Here is a 16535-nt window from a genome sequence, read left to right as displayed (position 1 = left end):
GAATCACCTTACCGACGTGTAGTCAGAGTCGGTCCGGCACCTGATATCTGTTGCACCTCAGAGATCGAAATCCAACCAGATCTCGGCGGTCGACGAAGGCGTGGATTGGCAGGCAAGCACGTAACCCCGCGCGATATTGCGTTTCGACAGCGCCCGGGTCGATGCCATCGTTACCTCACCGGAGCGCAGTTGGGCCATGCAGGTTCCGCAATGCCCTTCGGTACAGGAACTGGGCACGTCGACCCCGAAGGCGAGCGCAGCCTGAAGCAGAGTCTGGCCTTCGGCAATCGGCACGGAATGGTCCTCGCCGTCAAGCGACAGCCGGAACCACGCGTGCTGGACAAAGGGCGACGCTGCCGCGGGTGCCGGAACAGGTTCCGCCGAGGCAGGAACGGCAGGCTGGACAGGATCATCAGGCGACAGGAAACGCTCGGTCAGGATTACCGCATCACCCCCGAACTGCCGGCCCAAGGTTTCCTCGGTCATATCCATCAAAGGAGCAGGACCGCAGATATAGCTGTCGGCGCATTCCCATCCCTCCGCCGCGGCCATGACGTCGTCGGCGGTCAGGAAGCCGCGATCGTCATCCAGCCAATGCTGGCATGTAAATCGCCCGTCAAAGCGGCTCTCCAGCAGATCCAAAGTCGCGCGATAAATCACCGAGGCGGCGTTTTGATTTGCGTAGATCAGCTTCACGCGCCGCCCCGTCTCGGCCAAGGCCTGTTTGATGAGCGATATGCAGGGCGTGATGCCACTGCCCCCGGCAATCAGCAGCAATGGCTTGTCGTTGTCCCGCAGGACGAAACGGCCGGCCGGTCGCGTGGCTTCGATACGCGCACCGGTGCGCAGGTGATCGTTGAACCAGTTCGAACCGCGCCCGCCGACCACGCGTTTAACGCAGACCGTCATATCGGGATCCGTGCCGGGCGCACTCGACAGCGAGTAGCTGCGGACTATCGGACCTACCTCATGAGGAATACGAAAGCTCAGGAATTGCCCCGGCCTGTAACGATAGAGCGCCGTCTCATGCCGCTCGGGAATGAGCACGAAGCTTTTGGCATCCGCTGTTTCATCGCGGACCGCCCTTACCGTCAGCCTGTGGTAGGACGGCCCGGCGGCGTCTTCATCTTCTTGACGGTCGTTCATGTCAGGAAAATCGGATCACCCTTCTTCACGCGGCCCTCTTGCAGAACCGCCGCGAACACTCCGGCATCGCCGCCATGGTTCCGGCTGACATGCTGCAAGAGCTTCGGCGATTCCTCCGAAGTATCGGGGTCGAGCGTGATCATCTTGCAGCGCGGATCACGCTCGATCACCGCCACTTCCAGACGCTCTCCAATCTTCAAATTTTTTCCGACCAGCGAGAATTCATAGTAGGGATCGTCCTGATTCTCCCACTCGACATAAAAGTTCGCCCGAAAGCGGCGCTTATCGATCTCCATGCCGACTTCCTCGCCCAACTTAGCGGCAGCCGACAGCGAGAAGATCGAGACCGGGCGGCAGTCATGCTGCCCCTTCTGCGTCATATGTACCTTCAGCGACCGGCCGGCGGTCTCTTGAAGGTCTGCCAGGAATTCCGGACTGTCGATGTCGTTGGTGGCGCCACCGGGCGTTTTCACGTCAACCTTAAAGGCTTCGGCGCTCGGGTCGACCGGTTTAATGCCGGGCGCCAGGCCCTCGAAGGCGTCCAGGTTCTCCGGCATGAGCAGCGCGTCGCCGGAGCGGAAGCTGGCCTCGTAAAGAACGAATTCCTCCTGATCTCGGCCCGTGTGCCAGGGAAAGGCCGGATCGCCGTCCGCGGCAATCACCCCGTAGACCCGGTCGCCCATCAGGCCGGCGAAACCCGTATAGACATGGGAAATCTCTTCCCCCCGCATGCCTTTTACCGGATAGCGCCAGATACTCTCGATTGTTCCTATTTTCATGCACCAAGCTCCTTTGTCATCACCTCACTTGATACGCCGATGAGCAATGGTCCCATATTCCAGAATTTCTCACAACGCTACCAAAGGAGGGACAAAGCCTTCGGATACGGGAGTGCAGTTGTTGTATCTGAGCAAATAGGGAGTTTGTTCTGCTTGTAAGCAGGCGCGACAGTCTCGCATGGAACATTGGAAGCATGGATCTCGCGATCCTGAACCTTGCAAGTAAAGAACCTCTGCCGTGCCGATAAAACGGTGCCGGCCTCTATGTCAGGTTTTTATTCCAAAACATCCGTTTTAGGGTTGCTTATGTCGATTTGGGCCTCTGGTATAGGTGCAGGCTGGATGCTTTCTCACTGATACCGACAGGGATATCTGCAGGTTCACTTTCTGAGTTACGACGTTGCTTGGAAGTTTACATCTGCACCAATCTCGTGGCTGCAGAGAAACAGCGTTAATACTTATCGACGATGGCCTGCAGCGATCCATCAGCACGCATCTTCTGGATCACGCCATTCACGCGAGGTATTAACACTTTCGCACGCGATTTTTTTGAGAAGGCGATATGGAAGCTGATTTCTCGTGTCGGCTTTTTTGCAGACGTAATTTTTCCATTGTACTTCGTATTACTTAGAAACTCGTTTGCCGTGCTTTCTGCCGCCAGAAAAATATCTATTCGCCCTGCTAATAGCATATCGAAATTTTGCACCACACGACCCACCTCAACCATATCAAGATCAAACTCCTCAACGGCTTGATTAAATTCAACACCGTAGTTGTGGCCAGAAACTGCACCTATCCTTAGACCTTGGAGGTCTCTGTACCTCCGCCACTCGAATGGTTCTTTTCGATCAGACAGATAGTAAATCAAACCTCTATCTGTCGAAATAATAGGATCAGTATACTCAAGATACCTCAGTCTTTCTGGGCTTTTGGTTATCACTGTGACAGCATCTTTTGTTCCAAGCCGCATATATTGCAACATGCGCCTCTGCGGCACTAATTCCACCTCAACTTCTAAGTTCAATTGAGAGAAAATCGCTTCCATCAACTCAAGCGACAATCCTTCTTCTGCAATGCCATAGGCATTCGGCGTGTACGGTGGCCAGTTCGCCTCCTCGGCAAAATAAATCGTGTCGAATTTATCCTCGGCTAGCACGTCCCGCGATCCGCAGACTGCATAAACAAAGCAGATGCACAGCGTTAGTCTTTTTAACAGTGCTCCAATTCCAACGTATCGACTCGATAGTGGCATCTCGATTCTCTACCTCGATGACAGGTTCAAAGATTCTGGACACTACTCTGCGAACTCACGCGGCCTGACGAGTTGCTGCTTCCACAGACTAGCAGCCAATCCATTCGCTTGACCAGAGCGCCTCACCGGAAGGGCGCGGTGTTGTTTGATGTTGGCGCTGGCGAAAACGCGCGCGATAACGATGGCGTATTACCGTTTCACCGAGCGATGAGGGTTAACGAAAATCCCGTTACTGTTACGCTTTTTGTAGATGCCGGCGCAGACGTCGGAATGAAAGACGACTGGGGACAGATCGCAGCTGAATTTGCAGCTCAATGTGAAGCCTTGGAATTCTTCAACGAACATGAGCGGTCGAAGGACCGGAAGTAACCCTGCCCACACTATGTTTGGTCACGATGGCTTTTCGAGCATACGTTCCCAGTCTCCCTTTCCATTCGTTCCCGCAAAGCGTGGCTTGACGTGTCGGAAAGCGAGTGCAGCGGGCACCACGCTTGCCAACAAATCATCCCAAAAACCAGGGAATCATCGGGCCGGTGCCCAACACCGAAGCACCCATAGCGACCAGCATCTTGGGACCGAAGGCGAGGTACACGACATAGCCTGCGTTGAACAGGACAATCAGAAAGCCGATCTCGGCATAGTCAAATCCGAAGGCGACAACGAGATTGTCGCCCACGGAGCCCAAGTTTTGAAACTAGAACCCAAGACCAATATGCGCCAACGCACTAGCCCCAGCCAAGTGCGCGCAGTGCTTGGACGTCGTTCCAGATCTTGGTCATGTGACTGATCTTGCCACCATCAAACACCATGACATAAGCGTACTCTGATGCCACGGATTTACCCGTCGGTGCGACCGGACCGCCTTCGCCGGTTTGTGTCCCGTGAAATACGGCCGCGGCAACAACACTTCCCCGTTCAACGTCCGAAGCAAAGGCCTTGAGTTCGTAGCGGCCATCCGGAATTGGCCCCAACAGACCCTTCATCCAGTCGGCATAGGCCGCCAGGGTGGTCGTATCGGCCAGAGCATCCGCCTGGCAGGAGAAGGTCGCGCCGTCGTGACACCAGCTGTGACACACGTCCCAACCCTTGCCCGTCTCGCAGGCCTCAAAGAAGTCGCGCGCCGTTTGTTCTTGCGTCATTGATAAATCCCCCATGTGGTGGTAGCCGGAATTGGCCAACAGGGTTACAGGCTAATCACGCAAGCCTACCGCGTGGTATCGCACGGATGCAGTAATTTCCTTTATCAGCCTGCAGTAACTTTACTGCTGCATTTGCGAGATTGCGGGAATTCCCGGCGGTTCACTGCAAAATCAACAATCAACAACGCTGGACCTTGCGCAATTTATGGCGCAACAGGTGCCGCGGTCTTTGAAAGGAGGTCGGCGTACGCGCCTTCGACAAGCTCGGACTCGTCGATGCCCAGTTTTTTCATCAGATCAAGAGCAATGGTTTCGCCAAATTGTTCAGATTCCCCCGCGCCCAAAATGACTTCCAACTCCAAAAACTCACCCAGCCCCTCAACCACGTCGAGATGAATGCGGGCCGGTCCCACGAGATACAATTCTCGAACTTTCTTCACATGCACCGTTTCACCCAACGCATCCGCCAATACGGTCCTTAACTGCGCAGGGTCATCTGTATGGCTGATCGAATATGTGCTTGTTTTTGGGCCGGAAACATCGGGCCTGTTATAAAAAATAAGTTCGCCGACATTCTGTGCCAGCCGCCTCAGTTTCAATCGCCCTTGCCTCGTCTGAAAGAACACATCTTCTTGCTCTATGATTTCCGGCAATCCGCCAGACAGCTCTGCCGCCCGCTGCCGCACTTTGCCGAAATCACGCACGCGCGCTTTTACTTCTACGTTTCTTGCCATCGGTGTCGTCGTCACCTGTCAAATAGGGTTGCGTTTCTTTGAACCTAGACTTGAGAGACAACGACTTGCAACGAGGCGGTTCTGGTAAGGGTTCTACGGCTTCTCCTGCGCGTCCTGGACTTCCCGCACCTTTAGAATGCGATCGATCAGTCCCCATTCCACCGCTTCCTCCGCTGTCATGAAGCGGTCTCGGTCGAGCGTGCGTTCGACGTCCTCATAGCTGCGCCCGCAATGCTCGGCATAGAGTCTGGTGATGCGGCGTTTGGATTGCTGTATCTCCTCAGCATGGATGAGAATGTCCGATGCCTGTCCCTGAAAGCCACCCAGCGGTTGATGGACGTGCAGGCTCGCATTGGGCAGCGCCGCCCGTTCACCCGCCTCCCCCGCCATCAAAAGGAACGACCCCATGGAGCGCGCCGTTCCCATGCAGAGCGTCTGTACCGGCGCTTTGATGTACTGCATGGTGTCGTACATGGCGAGACCGCTGGTAATCACGCCACCTGGCGAGTTGATGTAGAACTGAATTGGCTTCTTCGGATTCTCGGCCTCCAGAAAGAGCAACTGCGCACAAACCAATGCGGAGACCGTGTCGTTGACCTCACCGTTGAGGAAGACGATCCGCTCGCGCAGGAGTCTTGAATAGATGTCGAAGGACCGTTCTCCCCGGCTTGATTGTTCAACCACCATAGGGACGAGTTGCATCGCTTCGCGCATCGGCGAACTCCTCTATTCCGGAATTTCTTTTGTTAATCGGGGGAAGCGTCAGGCCGCGTGCATCATGACAGGCCGGTTATTGTTCGCCGCCTTGAGGGGCTGCTGCGTCACTTGTTCGTCCAGCAGAACATGAATGACTCTGAGGATCGTGCCGCCGTCACCGTCGGGTCGAACCTGAAATGTGACCTCGCTTTCTAGGAAAGGCGGCTCGTTGTCTTTCATTCTGTAGCTGACTTCCTCGTCCGGTGCGGAAGAAATCGGCGCCGCGTCGGCCAAATCACCCTTTGGCAACCATATGTCGCGAAACTCTGGAAGGCTGATCGCCCGCCATACCTTTTTGGGTGGCGCGTCGAGCTCGAATTCAAACACCAAATCCTTCGTCTGCTCTTTGGTCTCCAGTTCGTTCATTGGTCCATGTCCTTCAGCATAATCTTCAGAGCGTCGACCCGTTCGGGCCAATAGGCGCGATACTTGGCAAGCCATTGGGCTATGAGCGCCAGACCCTCAGGATCAACTTCATAGTTCACGAAGCGTCCCTGCCGTTCTTCCCGCACCAGTCTTGCGTTGCGCAGCACCGATAGGTGCTGAGACATAGCCGGTTGGCTGATCTCCATACCTTCGCGCAACTTGCTGGCGTTCATGCCGCCGCCCGCCAACTTCTCGAAGATCGTCCGGCGTGTGGGATCGGCAAGAGCCCTGAATATGTCATTCTCGATCACAACAACACATAAGCACACACTTATATGATTCTCAAATTCTTTTTTTTACCGTGTCTGCAGCTGGGCGGTGATGCTTTACCGGAGACCCTCCTAAGACGTCATCTCTAAAGCACAGTCCTTTGGTAACGTGACCTCCAACGATTTAAGAAGAGTCCGATGCGTCCTCCTTCAACGGGTCCAAATAATTGGATAGCCCTATGCTAAAATTGGAGAAGGACGGTGCGCGCGGCGGCTTAGCGTGACCTGACGCTGATCAAATTTACGAAGCAGTCAGTTCAAAAGATGTTTCCGCGCCTCTTGTCCCGGGCTTTTCGCGCAGGGCTGTGGCTCGGTTTGCCGCGTGATCTATCGTTGCGCGATGACGGCACGATATCGCTGCGCTCCGTGGGCGGTGCAGCCTCAACCTTCGCGATTGAACGCGCCCGGCCTTTAATCGGTACATCCACGTGGTCGGTATTGTGCAGCAGCGCCTGATCGCCTTTCCGCTCATTCTGGGTTTTCGGCCGTCTGAAGTATCCCATCATTCACCTCATATTGAACTCACCTATTCGAAGGCTGGGCCAGAGAATGCAATCAAACGCGACCTGCACTAAACCCTATCTACTCTAGTTGAAAAATTCCAGCGCCTGGTGGTTATAGAGCGTGAGCAAAAGATCGAGGTGATCGAGCAGCGCGGGCGTGTCATCTGTGGTGACGGCATCTTCTTTCATCAGGGTTAGGATAACGGCCATGGCGTCATCGTTGATGTCAAAGGTTTGACGATTGATGCCAAGGCTGTAGGTCCCCTTGGGCGACGGGATGAGCGCGAATTTCACGTAGACGGGTTTGATCAGACCGGCCCCTGCCTGCAAGGCTTCCGTGAAGGCCGCCAGACTAAGCGTGTCGTCGCGTTCGCTGTCCTCGTCAATGTCTTCATTGCTTGAGCCGGTGAAAAAGGCCGCCAGCCACTCGGAAAATGCAGGCGTGCCCAGCGCACGGTTGAGATGATCGCGAAGCGTCTCAACGGCATCGGCAGAGAGGGAAAAGCCCGCGCTGTCTGCGCTTAAGCCCTCGCCTTCGTAGCGGTGATCGAGCCCTTCCTGTTCAGCGAGGTACTGACCATAGGCGCCATAAAGTTCGGACAATTTAGGCCCGAGGAAACCAACGGAAAAGGTCAAGGCATCTTCAAGCGTGGTGCCTTCGTGCGCGAAATGCGGAGGGATGTACAGGACGTCGCCAGAGGTAACCTCAACGCTATGACCATCAATGGGGTCTTTCAGGATTTTGAGGTCGAGACCGTCAATGTAGACTTCATCCATGACGGCTTCACGGCCAATGGTCCAGCGGCGCGCGCCTTGGCCCTGGACAAGAAAGACGTGATAGCTGTCGACGTGACCGCCGATGGTGCCGCCCTTGGTGGAGAAGCTGACCATGACGTCGTCCATCAGCCAGCGGGGCGCAAATTTGAACGCGCGCAACAAGGTGGCGGTGTCCGGGTGGAACTGTTCGACGTCCTGGACCAGCAGGCTCCAGGACGGCTTTCCGGCGGTGTTGAAATCTTCTTCGGTGAAGGGCCCAAATCGGCAGGTCCAGTCGTCCCGCGAGACCATGCGCGCCCGCGCAGTCTCTTCCATGGACAGCCCCGCAAGCTCATCCGGCGTGATCAGCCCCTCCATCACGGCCTGATCGATGGCGCCCCGCACAAGAAACGGGCGTTTGTTCCAGTAGTGCGCATAGAAATCTACAATCGTCGGCAGAGCGTCGAGAGTAGCAAGAGTGCCAAGAGAAGAGGACATCACAGGATCCGATGTTGAGAAGCTTGCGCTCGTTAGGGCGTGGGCGTGTCTATAGCCTGTTGCGTTTAACTGATCCCATTCTTTCGAAGGCAGGGCCTGAGAATACAGTTAAACGCGATATTCATCAGCCCCCAAGTCCAGTGCCATTTCTGATGAGAGTTTCTGGTACAGGCGGCGGCAGGTTTAGGGCCTGATGCGAATGGGTGGTAGTGGGGTCACGGCTAAATTTGTACGCACCTAAGTTCTGAACAAAAGCACAAAATATGACCTGACTCTGAATACAGATGCATCAATAGAAGAGCATCGTCAGCACGGAGCCTCACGCCGCCTGTGCCGCGGCCAGCGCCACACCCGCGACGGTCACCCGGTGCATCAGGCGGCGATGGCTGTGGTAGTCGTTGATGGCTTTATGCCAGGTCGCGCGGTTGTCCCAGATGGCGATGTCCCGGGCCTGCCAGCGCAGGCGGCAGTGGAACTCCGGCTGCTTGCAATGGGCGTAGAGCATCGCGAGGATCGCATCAGACTCATCGGGGTACAACTCCTCAATATGGGTCGTGAAGACCGGGTTCACATAGAGCCCGCGGCGGCCGCTCAGCGGATGGGTGATGACGACAGGATGCCGCGCGTCCTGCGTCGCCGCCAGCGCGTTGCCAAGCCGCCCGCTGACCGAAGCTTCGCTATCCTGCACCGAGGCGCCAAAGGTGTGGCGCGAGGAGTGGACCGCCGTCAGCCCATCAAGAAAGATCCGCAAGGCCGGCGAGAGCGCCTCATAAGCCGCCGCCATGGAGACTAAGAGTGTGTCCCCACCGATAGGCGGCACCTCGATCGCATGCAGGATCGAGCCCATGGCGGGCATCTCGTCATAGGAATGATCGGTGTGCCAGCCCTCGCCGATGGCCTGCTTCTGATCCTTCTCCTTCAGAACCGTAGCGATTTCCGGATAACCCTCGACCGGCTGAAAGAAGCGGTTGACGTTGATCGGTCCGAACCGCCGCGCAAAGGCCAGATGATCCTCAGGTGTGCAGTCCTGCCCGCGCAGCACAACAACGGAGTAATTCACAAAGGCCTCGAAGATCGCATCGAAATCCTGGGCGCGCCGGATATCCGCGCCGAGAATCTCAGCGCCGAGCCCGCCGGTTAAAGGCCGAATTTCCATCTCACACCTCCCTGTGCTGTTGCGCCTGGGAGTTTACCGGAGGAGCGATAGACGGCAACTGCGATTTATTAGCTAGACTGAAGCCCGGGTTTGCGTGGCGCAGCCAGGGTCCCCGCCACGACGCGTTCGTCTCGGGTTGTTGGCTCGGACACTCAAGCAGCGGCGAGCTTTTTCTTGGGGTCGTAGAAGGGACGCACGACGACGGTGGCGCGGGCAGTTCCGGAGCCGGTATCGACCTCAACCTCCGTGCCGAAGCCCGCGAAATCGACCGACAGCATGGCCAAGGCAATGTTCTGCTCCAGCCGGGGCGAATAGACGGCCGAGGTGACCTTGCCGACGGCGGCGCCCTCTTTGATGATGGCCCAGAACCTGGTGTTTGGGCCCTTCAGCGGGGCGCCCTCGATGACCAGCCCCACCTGTTTGCTGCGCACGCCCTCCTCTTTGATGCGGCGAAGGGCTGCCTTCCCGATGAAGTCGGCTTCCATATCGAGGTTTACGAGCCGGTCAAGACCAAGCTCATAGGGGTTTGTATGAATATCGGCATCGGCGTGATAGGAGAGCATTCCGCCCTCGATCCGGCGGATCGTAGAGGTATGGCCGGGCTTCAAACCGAAGGCTTTCCCTGCCGCCATGATCTTTTCCCACAGCTCATCGCCGCGTGTCCCGTCCCGCAGGTAGAGCTCGTAGCCCAGTTCGCTGGACCATCCGGTGCGCGACACGATAAGCGGGATGCCATCCAGTTCCACCTCGCGCAGCCAGTAATACCGCAGGTCCATGATGCTCTCGCCAAAAAGCGCCTTCATCATTTTACCGGATTTTGGTCCCTGCAGTTGCAAGGGCGAAACGTCGGGTTCGCGGATGGTGACATCGAGCCCTGAATGAACAGCCACGCCCTGCGCCCACAACAGGATGTCGCTGTCTGCCAGGGAGATCCAGAAGTGGTTCTCCGCCAGGCGCAGCAGGATCGGGTCGTTCAGGATGCCGCCGTCCGCATTGACGATCAGCACGTATTTACATTGACCCACGGCCATTTTCGACAGATCGCGCGGGGTCAGCATTTGCGTGAACGCGGCCGCATCCGGCCCGATGATCTCGACCTGCCGTTCCACGGCCGCGTCACACAGGATCGCATCGTTCACAAGGTTCCAGAAATTCTGCTCCGGATCCCCGAAATCGCGCGGGATGTACATGTGGTTATAGACCGAGAAGCCCTTAGCGCCCCAGCGGAGCGTTGCGTCGAAAAAGGGGGATTTGCGGATCTGCGTCCCAAAGCCGAAGTCGTTTAACTGCGTCATGATATTCACCCTGCTGCGCCAACGGCCGAGCGGCCGTGGTTACAGAAAACCGGGTGGGGTTATAGCTTCGGTTCCGGCGCGATAGTGGACTGAAATTGCGCCACTGAAAGACCGAACGGACTATTTGTCGCGTGCTTAACAAACTCTTCAGTCGCGTCCCGTCAATTTCCGGTCTTGGCGGTCAGCCCCGCAAGATTCGGTCGCGCGGATTTGACCTCACGGGTCACGATGTAGGTTATGTAGCGCTCGATCCCCAACTCGGCGGCCAGCAGGGTCTCCATCAGGGACTGAAAAGCTGCCAGGTTTGGCGTGACAACCTTCAGGACATAGTCCATGCCACCACCCGTCGCGATGCATTCGGTGACTTCATCCAGCTTGCCGATAGTGGTCTCGAAGCGATCGAAATCGGATTTTCGATGCTGCGTGAGCGACAGGGTCACGACGACCTGCGTGAAATCCCCGATGCGACCCAGCGCGATGTCGGCGTGGTACCCTCGTATGAAACCGGCCGCCTTCAGCCTGTCCAGCCGGACCCAGCAAGGAGTCGGTGACAGGTTCACTATCTCGGCAAGTTTGCTTTTGCTGAGCTGACCATGATTCTGGATCGCGCTGAGAATGCGAATGTCGGTCGCATCGAGGCTGAATGGCTTCATTTATAGAGGTCTCTCGTTGTCACGGCTCAAAACAACGCCCGACAATAGCTCTGAAGCGACGCCTTACGCCACGGCGACGAAGTTCCTCTGCAGATTCACACTCCAAATGCACCATTGAGTCTCGAGGCTAGCTTGACACTATACAAAATCCTAACCGTGTTAAGGTTACGGAAATTCAGACCAACTAGTTTGCCTGTAAAGCCCCCAACTGTTTCCCGTAAAACCCCCATCCACAATTCACTGCAACGAAGAGAAAGTGCGTACGCAAATGGACGCTATGCTCACACGAATCATCATTCTTGGAGTCGGCGTCTTTTTGAGTGGATGTGCCGCCGATGAGGTTTTTAGGCCAGACAACCCCAGCTTTACAAAGCTTCATGGCCCACTGAGCAGCGTGTCGGCCGCACGAACAGGCGAACAATACACGCGATTTCTTGCCCTTGGCTCTGAACCCGCACAGCTGTGGTCTGGATACGCATCAGCCCCGGACCCGCGGGCTTTGTATGTCGTCGATATCGCGTTCGTTTTTAAGGAGGTATCCGGTCTCCCCCTGACGAAGATGCGCTTCGCACCCCGGAACCACACGCAGGATGTTATCGATGCTTGGCCGGCTTATGCCGAGGCCAGAATCTTTGCCTACGAAGGAGGCCCGATAAACCTCGTGACGGTCAAACTGCCCAGCGACCGTAGGCTTGGACCGGATGGCAGTTTCGAGAGCGACTGGACTCTTTGTCTGGACTGCGTCGGGCTGACGCGGCAGGGCACCGTAAAGGATTTAGCCCGCCGCGACCGGTTGCTCGCCTATGCGCACCAGCCAAGCGAACGAAGACCTCTGGTGAAGATGTCGATGGTCGATCGGCCAAGCCAGACCTTGCTGGTCGGTGGCGAAGCAGATGCGCTGATTGCCAGGGTCGCACAGAAACAACGCGATAAGGCAGTGGCAACCGCACAACTCGCAAATGGCGCGAAGAGAGCAAACACGCCAAACCTCCCGGCCACCGTGCAGCGCGACAAACTGGTGATACAGATCGCCGATATGGTCGAGAAGGGTACATTCAAATCGGCGCTGCCCCTGTTCGAAAAACTCGATGCGCTGCCTGTGCCGATCGATCCGAACACAAACTTCTACTGGGGATGGTCCCTGGTCGAATCAGGGCAGACTCAAGCCGGCTTGGCGAAGCTGTATCGCTTTCTAAACCACATCGTCGAAACCAAAGGTGTCGACTCGCCTTACTACACCGCGACCCTGAGAATGATTTCTAAGGCGGAGGGCTAATGATGAGCGGTTTGGAATGCCTCGTTAAGAGGTTGAGCGTCTGCGCCCTTGTTTTCAGCGCCCTGATGCCCGGCCCGGCCCTGGCCCAGGACATCGAGGGACTCGAACTGCATCTCGACAAGACGATCAGATCGGCATGTCACGGCTACCTTGTCGACAGCCTGCCCGACGCACTGTCCTGGTTGAAGGAGAAGATCTACCGGAACAGCCCCTTTTGTAACAAGTTCCTGGATGCCCAGGACAAGGAACAACTCAACGACGCGGTCCAGGAGGCCTATGCGGAACGGCCATTGGAAGGAAGCCGGCTGGACCTGTCGAAGAAGGTCGATAGAGATCTGAACATCACGATCGAATGCCGCAGCGAGTATATGTGCCTGGAGACGCGGCTGAAGTTTCTTGAAACGCAAACCCCGGTCAGCCAGGAAGACTACAACACCGTGCGCGACTATTGCCTGGAGAGATACGGTTGCATCCAGGCCTACTTCAGGGATTGGCCTGCGCCTCTGCCCACGCCAAAGAAGCTGGAAGAGTTGCAGATCGTCACATTCGACAGCGTTCTGGATACGCCCGATCAGGCAAACCTGTCCGGGGACGCCCCGGACCGACCGGCTTCCACGCAACAGTATCCAGCGCGCGCGCACGCTTCCACGCAGCCCAGCTCGCAGGTCTTGGCCGCGCATGGGAAGATAGAACGGCTCTGTACCTGCTCTTTGTCAGGCCGCGCCTGTTACGAAAACCCCTACGGCCCGGTTCGACAGCACATCGCCCGCGTTGAAGCGCAGCGCCGGCAGAGCTGCAAAGGATGGCAAGACCAGTTCACGCCCATTGGCGGCAGCGGGCTCAACGACGATGGCTTGATGTCTGCGCTCACGGCCAAGCGGGACGAAATCGCTGAAATCGACTCGCGCGGCAAGAAAATCATTGCCCTCGCCGCCGAGGACTTTGAACGGATCAGGGCCCGCGTCAGAAACAACCAGCCCTTCGTCCCTACCCTGGAGCTGGACAAGATCGAGGAACTGGCGCGCGGACCAAAGGCACAAGCGGCGCCTTCGAGCAGTGAAGCGAAGGCAACGCCATCGGGCTCGGGCAGCCAGCCTTCCGGACCGACGGCCATTGTCCTGGGTCCCAATCTTTCCTGGGATGAAGCGGGCACCTACTGCAGGGAACGGGGGTTGCGGCTTCCGGCTGTGAGCGAAGCGCGCGGGCGCTTGTCGGAACTTCGTTCGCAGGATGCACATCTCGGCATCTGGACCGCCGAGGCGCAATATGTCGATCAGTACGTCCGGAAGTATCAGACGGTTAGAGACAATGGTTTCACAGAGGGCGAAAACGCGTCCAGCAGACATCGTGTCGCTTGCTTCCAATGACCGACGCTCCGGTGGCATGGATCAGCTGAAAGGCCGCAGTCCTGGTCTCCGCTGATCGCAACGAGGGAGGTATCGGGGGACATACAAGAACCCGCAATAACCGCATGTGAGCTACCCCGTTAACACACGGCGGCGGACTCTTGCTCCTTGCGGTGCTTGTTTCGATCAGAAGAGGTCATTGATCGGCGCCTGCGCATTCCAATGGCGGCCGCAGCGCGGAAGCAAAGCTCTGCCCGTGAATAGTCCCGCTCATTCACGCGGGCTCCCATCGCTTGCGGCAAAGCCTTGCAAAAATCCTGTATAGCCCTATTCGAATTTCGAGGAATGACGGCGCCGGCAGGCATCAATAGCCTACAGGCAAATAATTGAAGGGTTCATATTATGAAACAGTTATTTGCATTAGGCTTCACCAGTGTCTTCCTGTTATGCGGTACCTCAACGACGCATGCGCTGCCCCTCACCCCCGACGATGTTTCCGTCGTTACCTGTGACGGCAGCGCGACCTGCATCGACGTCATTGGAGGTGCAGGCGTTATTCCACTGAGTGCTACTGGCACCGCCACGGTGGATATCGATATCCTTTTCGGCCCACGCATCGTGTTGAGCGATCCTGGTTTTGGCCCTCCGCCCTTCCCCGGCTTTCCGCCCCCGCAAAATCCGTGGGAAATCACGCTCACCTTCGCGACGACGAGCAACAATGCGGATGTAACTTGGCCACGGGAGGATGGCGACCTGCTGTTCACGGGCGTCGATGGCGGCGCCCCCGACGTTTCTGTATTCGCTGACAACATCTTTGATAGGGCTGCGCTGATTGACGCCGGCATACTGACCTGGCGTTTTGACGTCAGTCAGGAACAGGCGGGATTGGCCCCCGGCCTCGGCTTTCTCGACATCCACTTTAACAACATTCAGTTCGACCTGGACGATAACGCAACACTCACCTTACAGCAGGTCAGAATTGATCCGTCGGTGCCGGATTTCGTCGACATTCCTGACATCGTCGCCGTGCCTGAACCAGCCACGCTGGCGCTCTTCGGTTTCGGTCTCGCGGGCCTCGGCATCGCGCGCCGGCGCAGGGCGGTCGTACGCCAACTCGCATAGCGCTCAAGCACAGGCCCCGGCGCCCCTGCTACGCTTCGGTCTCCTTGGCATGCTCCGCCAGCATCGCGTCGACATTCTTCGCTGAGGGCGGCAGCGAGCCCTGGTCCGTGCGCGTGGCGAAGGCGCGACCTTTTCCGAAGATCTCCGCATCGCGCTCGGCCATGAGCGTGCGTGACTTCTCCACATAGATCGGGTTCTCGTGACCGGGAAGTTCCGTGGATGGGGTCAGGTCGCGATTTGTGCGTTAAGGAAGTTGCTGGGACGTGCTTGAAATAAAGCCCGGCCTCACTCCTTCAACTCCACCCCATAATCCGCCGGCAGCGCCACCTCGAGTAGTTCCAGATCTGCCGACGCGCCTTCCATCCCGAAGACCATGCCCTCGGGAACGACGAAGCTATCCCCCGCGCTCAGGGCTTGCGCCCCCTGCCCTTCGGCCTGCAGGGTCATCGCCCCCTCCAGCACGAAGTAGAAGACGAACTCCGCCGCATGCTTCACCGCCGGCACGGCAGTCACCCCCGCCCCTAACCGCCAGACCTGCGCGCTGGCCAAACCGTCGGTCGCCGCAGCAATCCCGATATCGCGGAACTCGACGCCTTCCAATCGCCCCGGCTGCCACTCCACCTTATCTGCCTGATGCCGCACAAAGCGCTGCCCGTTAAAAACCCGATCCGGGTTCACCGCGCCGTTGGGCAGCGGCATCTCGTGGTCGATGCAGGTCATGTGGTCGGCGGGGCAGCCGATTTCGATGACCTCGAAGCCGGGCGAGCATTCCAGCACCCGATGGCGGATCTCCGGGGGCTGGAGGACGCAGTCGCCCGCCTTCATGGTGAACTGCGGCCCCTGGTCCTCATAGAGCAGGTGCACCCAGCCCTTGTAGCAGTAGATCATCTGAAAGCGGGCCTTGTGGAAGTGCACCATGTCGGGCACCAGGCCGCCGTCGGGGATCGCGATGTGAGAGGCGATGAAGCGCCCGCCCTGGCGGTTTGGAATCAGGTCGCGGTAGCGCATGCCCGCGCGCCCCACGCCCCAGGCGGCGTCGCCGCCCATCTTCGTCACCACGAAGGACTGGTCGATTGGCGGCAGGGCCAGCGGCGGGTCGGCCTCGACCAGTTCGATGCGAGTGCCGTTGGGCGCGGTCAGTTCGGTCTCGCCGCCCGCCACCGCCTTGGGATCGGCGCAGCGCAAGCTCACCCGCCCGGGGTCCATCTCCGAAGCATCGCGTGACAGCCGGATACGCAGGCCATGACCTGAGATCACCGCCGTCGCGGGACCGTCCGCCGGAAAGATGGCGTCCAGTCTGAAGCCCAGCCGCTCGTTGAAGAACTTCATGGTGGCGGGCAGATCCGTGCAGGGCAGGACCACTTCCGCTGCGGTAATTCTTTCAGGCGCAGTTTGGGAGAGAGAGGTGTCGGTCATGGTTGAAACTCTT

20 protein-coding genes are annotated in these 16535 nt (G+C 57.6%); 4 read left to right on the top strand and 16 right to left on the bottom strand.

Annotation, left to right across the window (positions count from 1 at the left end):
- Positions 1-57: 57 nt before the first annotated feature.
- From QMZ18_RS19710 to QMZ18_RS19700, 3 genes are all read right to left on the bottom strand, one after another.
- Complete coding sequence (locus QMZ18_RS19710) at positions 58-1146, bottom strand: ferredoxin--NADP reductase (protein ID WP_282608063.1); 1089 nt, start codon at positions 1144-1146, stop codon at positions 58-60.
- Positions 1143-1925 (bottom strand): MOSC N-terminal beta barrel domain-containing protein, encoded by a 783-nt coding sequence (locus QMZ18_RS19705; RefSeq protein ID WP_282608062.1) that lies wholly within the window; start codon positions 1923-1925, stop codon positions 1143-1145. Before QMZ18_RS19705 ends, QMZ18_RS19710 begins: the two co-directional genes overlap by 4 nt.
- A gap of 451 nt (positions 1926-2376) precedes the next feature.
- Positions 2377-3081: an ABC transporter substrate-binding protein gene (locus tag QMZ18_RS19700; protein WP_282608061.1), complete on the bottom strand. Its 705-nt coding sequence runs from the start codon at positions 3079-3081 to the stop codon at positions 2377-2379.
- Between the two features lie 234 nt (positions 3082-3315).
- Here QMZ18_RS19700 and QMZ18_RS19695 point away from each other — a divergent pair, with 234 nt between their 5' ends.
- Positions 3316-3546, top strand: a complete 231-nt coding sequence (locus tag QMZ18_RS19695; RefSeq protein WP_282608060.1) for a hypothetical protein — start codon at positions 3316-3318, stop codon at positions 3544-3546.
- 133 nt (positions 3547-3679) lie between these two features.
- Here the strand turns inward: QMZ18_RS19695 and QMZ18_RS19690 are convergent, their stop codons facing one another.
- From QMZ18_RS19690 to QMZ18_RS19640, 11 genes are all read right to left on the bottom strand, one after another.
- Complete coding sequence (locus QMZ18_RS19690; RefSeq protein WP_282608059.1) at positions 3680-3853, bottom strand: hypothetical protein; 174 nt, start codon at positions 3851-3853, stop codon at positions 3680-3682.
- A 49-nt stretch (positions 3854-3902) separates the two neighbouring features.
- Positions 3903-4316 carry an ester cyclase gene (locus tag QMZ18_RS19685; RefSeq protein ID WP_282608058.1) on the bottom strand — a complete coding sequence of 138 codons (414 nt, stop codon included), beginning with the start codon at positions 4314-4316 and terminating at the stop codon, positions 3903-3905.
- A 203-nt stretch (positions 4317-4519) separates the two neighbouring features.
- Positions 4520-5050, bottom strand: coding sequence for a class IV adenylate cyclase (locus QMZ18_RS19680; RefSeq protein WP_282608057.1), 531 nt, complete (start codon positions 5048-5050; stop codon positions 4520-4522).
- Between the two features lie 93 nt (positions 5051-5143).
- The gene (locus QMZ18_RS19675) at positions 5144-5764 is read right to left on the bottom strand and encodes an ATP-dependent Clp protease proteolytic subunit (RefSeq protein WP_282608056.1); all 621 of its coding nucleotides are present in this window, start codon (positions 5762-5764) and stop codon (positions 5144-5146) included.
- Between the two features lie 48 nt (positions 5765-5812).
- The gene (locus tag QMZ18_RS19670; protein WP_282608055.1) at positions 5813-6172 is read right to left on the bottom strand and encodes an SRPBCC domain-containing protein; all 360 of its coding nucleotides are present in this window, start codon (positions 6170-6172) and stop codon (positions 5813-5815) included.
- The gene (locus QMZ18_RS19665) at positions 6169-6483 is read right to left on the bottom strand and encodes a helix-turn-helix transcriptional regulator (RefSeq protein WP_282608054.1); all 315 of its coding nucleotides are present in this window, start codon (positions 6481-6483) and stop codon (positions 6169-6171) included. The genes QMZ18_RS19670 and QMZ18_RS19665 overlap by 4 nt, the downstream gene beginning before the upstream one ends.
- Positions 6484-6758: 275 nt before the next feature.
- Positions 6759-7004: a hypothetical protein gene (locus tag QMZ18_RS19660; RefSeq protein WP_282608053.1), complete on the bottom strand. Its 246-nt coding sequence runs from the start codon at positions 7002-7004 to the stop codon at positions 6759-6761.
- 84 nt (positions 7005-7088) lie between these two features.
- Positions 7089-8258: a cupin domain-containing protein gene (locus QMZ18_RS19655; protein ID WP_282608052.1), complete on the bottom strand. Its 1170-nt coding sequence runs from the start codon at positions 8256-8258 to the stop codon at positions 7089-7091.
- A 319-nt stretch (positions 8259-8577) separates the two neighbouring features.
- Positions 8578-9414, bottom strand: coding sequence for a TauD/TfdA family dioxygenase (locus QMZ18_RS19650; protein WP_282608051.1), 837 nt, complete (start codon positions 9412-9414; stop codon positions 8578-8580).
- Positions 9415-9566: 152 nt separating this feature from the next.
- Positions 9567-10709: a glycine cleavage T C-terminal barrel domain-containing protein gene (locus QMZ18_RS19645; RefSeq protein WP_282608050.1), complete on the bottom strand. Its 1143-nt coding sequence runs from the start codon at positions 10707-10709 to the stop codon at positions 9567-9569.
- 161 nt (positions 10710-10870) lie between these two features.
- Positions 10871-11362: an Lrp/AsnC family transcriptional regulator gene (locus tag QMZ18_RS19640; protein ID WP_282608049.1), complete on the bottom strand. Its 492-nt coding sequence runs from the start codon at positions 11360-11362 to the stop codon at positions 10871-10873.
- 277 nt (positions 11363-11639) lie between these two features.
- Between QMZ18_RS19640 and QMZ18_RS19635 the strand changes: the two genes are divergently transcribed.
- The 3 genes from QMZ18_RS19635 (at position 11640) to QMZ18_RS19625 (ending at position 15106) form a co-directional block, all read left to right on the top strand.
- Positions 11640-12638, top strand: coding sequence for a hypothetical protein (locus tag QMZ18_RS19635; RefSeq protein WP_282608048.1), 999 nt, complete (start codon positions 11640-11642; stop codon positions 12636-12638).
- A gap of 2 nt (positions 12639-12640) precedes the next feature.
- On the top strand, positions 12641-14005 hold the full coding sequence (locus tag QMZ18_RS19630; protein ID WP_282608047.1) for a hypothetical protein: 1365 nt from the start codon (positions 12641-12643) through the stop codon (positions 14003-14005).
- A gap of 381 nt (positions 14006-14386) precedes the next feature.
- The gene (locus QMZ18_RS19625; protein ID WP_282608046.1) at positions 14387-15106 is read left to right on the top strand and encodes a PEP-CTERM sorting domain-containing protein; all 720 of its coding nucleotides are present in this window, start codon (positions 14387-14389) and stop codon (positions 15104-15106) included.
- Positions 15107-15134: 28 nt separating this feature from the next.
- Here QMZ18_RS19625 and QMZ18_RS19620 read toward each other — a convergent pair whose 3' ends face one another.
- Both QMZ18_RS19620 and QMZ18_RS19615 read right to left on the bottom strand, forming a co-directional pair.
- Entirely contained in the window at positions 15135-15269 is a 135-nt protein-coding gene (locus QMZ18_RS19620; RefSeq protein ID WP_282608045.1) for a hypothetical protein, read from the bottom strand.
- Positions 15270-15391: 122 nt separating this feature from the next.
- Positions 15392-16522 (bottom strand): cupin domain-containing protein, encoded by a 1131-nt coding sequence (locus tag QMZ18_RS19615; protein WP_282608044.1) that lies wholly within the window; start codon positions 16520-16522, stop codon positions 15392-15394.
- Positions 16523-16535: the final 13 nt, after the last annotated feature.

The organism is Pelagibius sp. Alg239-R121 (assembly GCF_947331435.1).
In the GTDB taxonomy this organism is placed as follows: Bacteria; Pseudomonadota; Alphaproteobacteria; order Kiloniellales; family Kiloniellaceae; genus Denitrobaculum.
This window is presented reverse-complemented; position numbering and strand designations above follow the sequence as displayed.

What these genes read in the sequence shown, in the direction of transcription:
- QMZ18_RS19625 (WP_282608046.1), top strand. Translation starts at nt 14,387, where the DNA reads ATGAAACAGTTATTTGCATTAGGCTTCACCAGTGTCTTCCTGTTATGC.
- QMZ18_RS19630 (WP_282608047.1), top strand. Translation starts at nt 12,641, where the DNA reads ATGAGCGGTTTGGAATGCCTCGTTAAGAGGTTGAGCGTCTGCGCCCTT.
- QMZ18_RS19645 (WP_282608050.1), bottom strand. Translation starts at nt 10,709, where the DNA reads ATGACGCAGTTAAACGACTTCGGCTTTGGGACGCAGATCCGCAAATCC.
- QMZ18_RS19655 (WP_282608052.1), bottom strand. Translation starts at nt 8,258, where the DNA reads ATGTCCTCTTCTCTTGGCACTCTTGCTACTCTCGACGCTCTGCCGACG.
- QMZ18_RS19710 (WP_282608063.1), bottom strand. Translation starts at nt 1,146, where the DNA reads ATGAACGACCGTCAAGAAGATGAAGACGCCGCCGGGCCGTCCTACCAC.
- QMZ18_RS19680 (WP_282608057.1), bottom strand. Translation starts at nt 5,050, where the DNA reads ATGGCAAGAAACGTAGAAGTAAAAGCGCGCGTGCGTGATTTCGGCAAA.
- QMZ18_RS19640 (WP_282608049.1), bottom strand. Translation starts at nt 11,362, where the DNA reads ATGAAGCCATTCAGCCTCGATGCGACCGACATTCGCATTCTCAGCGCG.
- QMZ18_RS19670 (WP_282608055.1), bottom strand. Translation starts at nt 6,172, where the DNA reads ATGAACGAACTGGAGACCAAAGAGCAGACGAAGGATTTGGTGTTTGAA.
- QMZ18_RS19675 (WP_282608056.1), bottom strand. Translation starts at nt 5,764, where the DNA reads ATGCGCGAAGCGATGCAACTCGTCCCTATGGTGGTTGAACAATCAAGC.
- QMZ18_RS19685 (WP_282608058.1), bottom strand. Translation starts at nt 4,316, where the DNA reads ATGACGCAAGAACAAACGGCGCGCGACTTCTTTGAGGCCTGCGAGACG.
- QMZ18_RS19620 (WP_282608045.1), bottom strand. Translation starts at nt 15,269, where the DNA reads ATGGCCGAGCGCGATGCGGAGATCTTCGGAAAAGGTCGCGCCTTCGCC.
- QMZ18_RS19660 (WP_282608053.1), bottom strand. Translation starts at nt 7,004, where the DNA reads ATGGGATACTTCAGACGGCCGAAAACCCAGAATGAGCGGAAAGGCGAT.
- QMZ18_RS19615 (WP_282608044.1), bottom strand. Translation starts at nt 16,522, where the DNA reads ATGACCGACACCTCTCTCTCCCAAACTGCGCCTGAAAGAATTACCGCA.
- QMZ18_RS19705 (WP_282608062.1), bottom strand. Translation starts at nt 1,925, where the DNA reads ATGAAAATAGGAACAATCGAGAGTATCTGGCGCTATCCGGTAAAAGGC.
- QMZ18_RS19650 (WP_282608051.1), bottom strand. Translation starts at nt 9,414, where the DNA reads ATGGAAATTCGGCCTTTAACCGGCGGGCTCGGCGCTGAGATTCTCGGC.
- QMZ18_RS19635 (WP_282608048.1), top strand. Translation starts at nt 11,640, where the DNA reads ATGCTCACACGAATCATCATTCTTGGAGTCGGCGTCTTTTTGAGTGGA.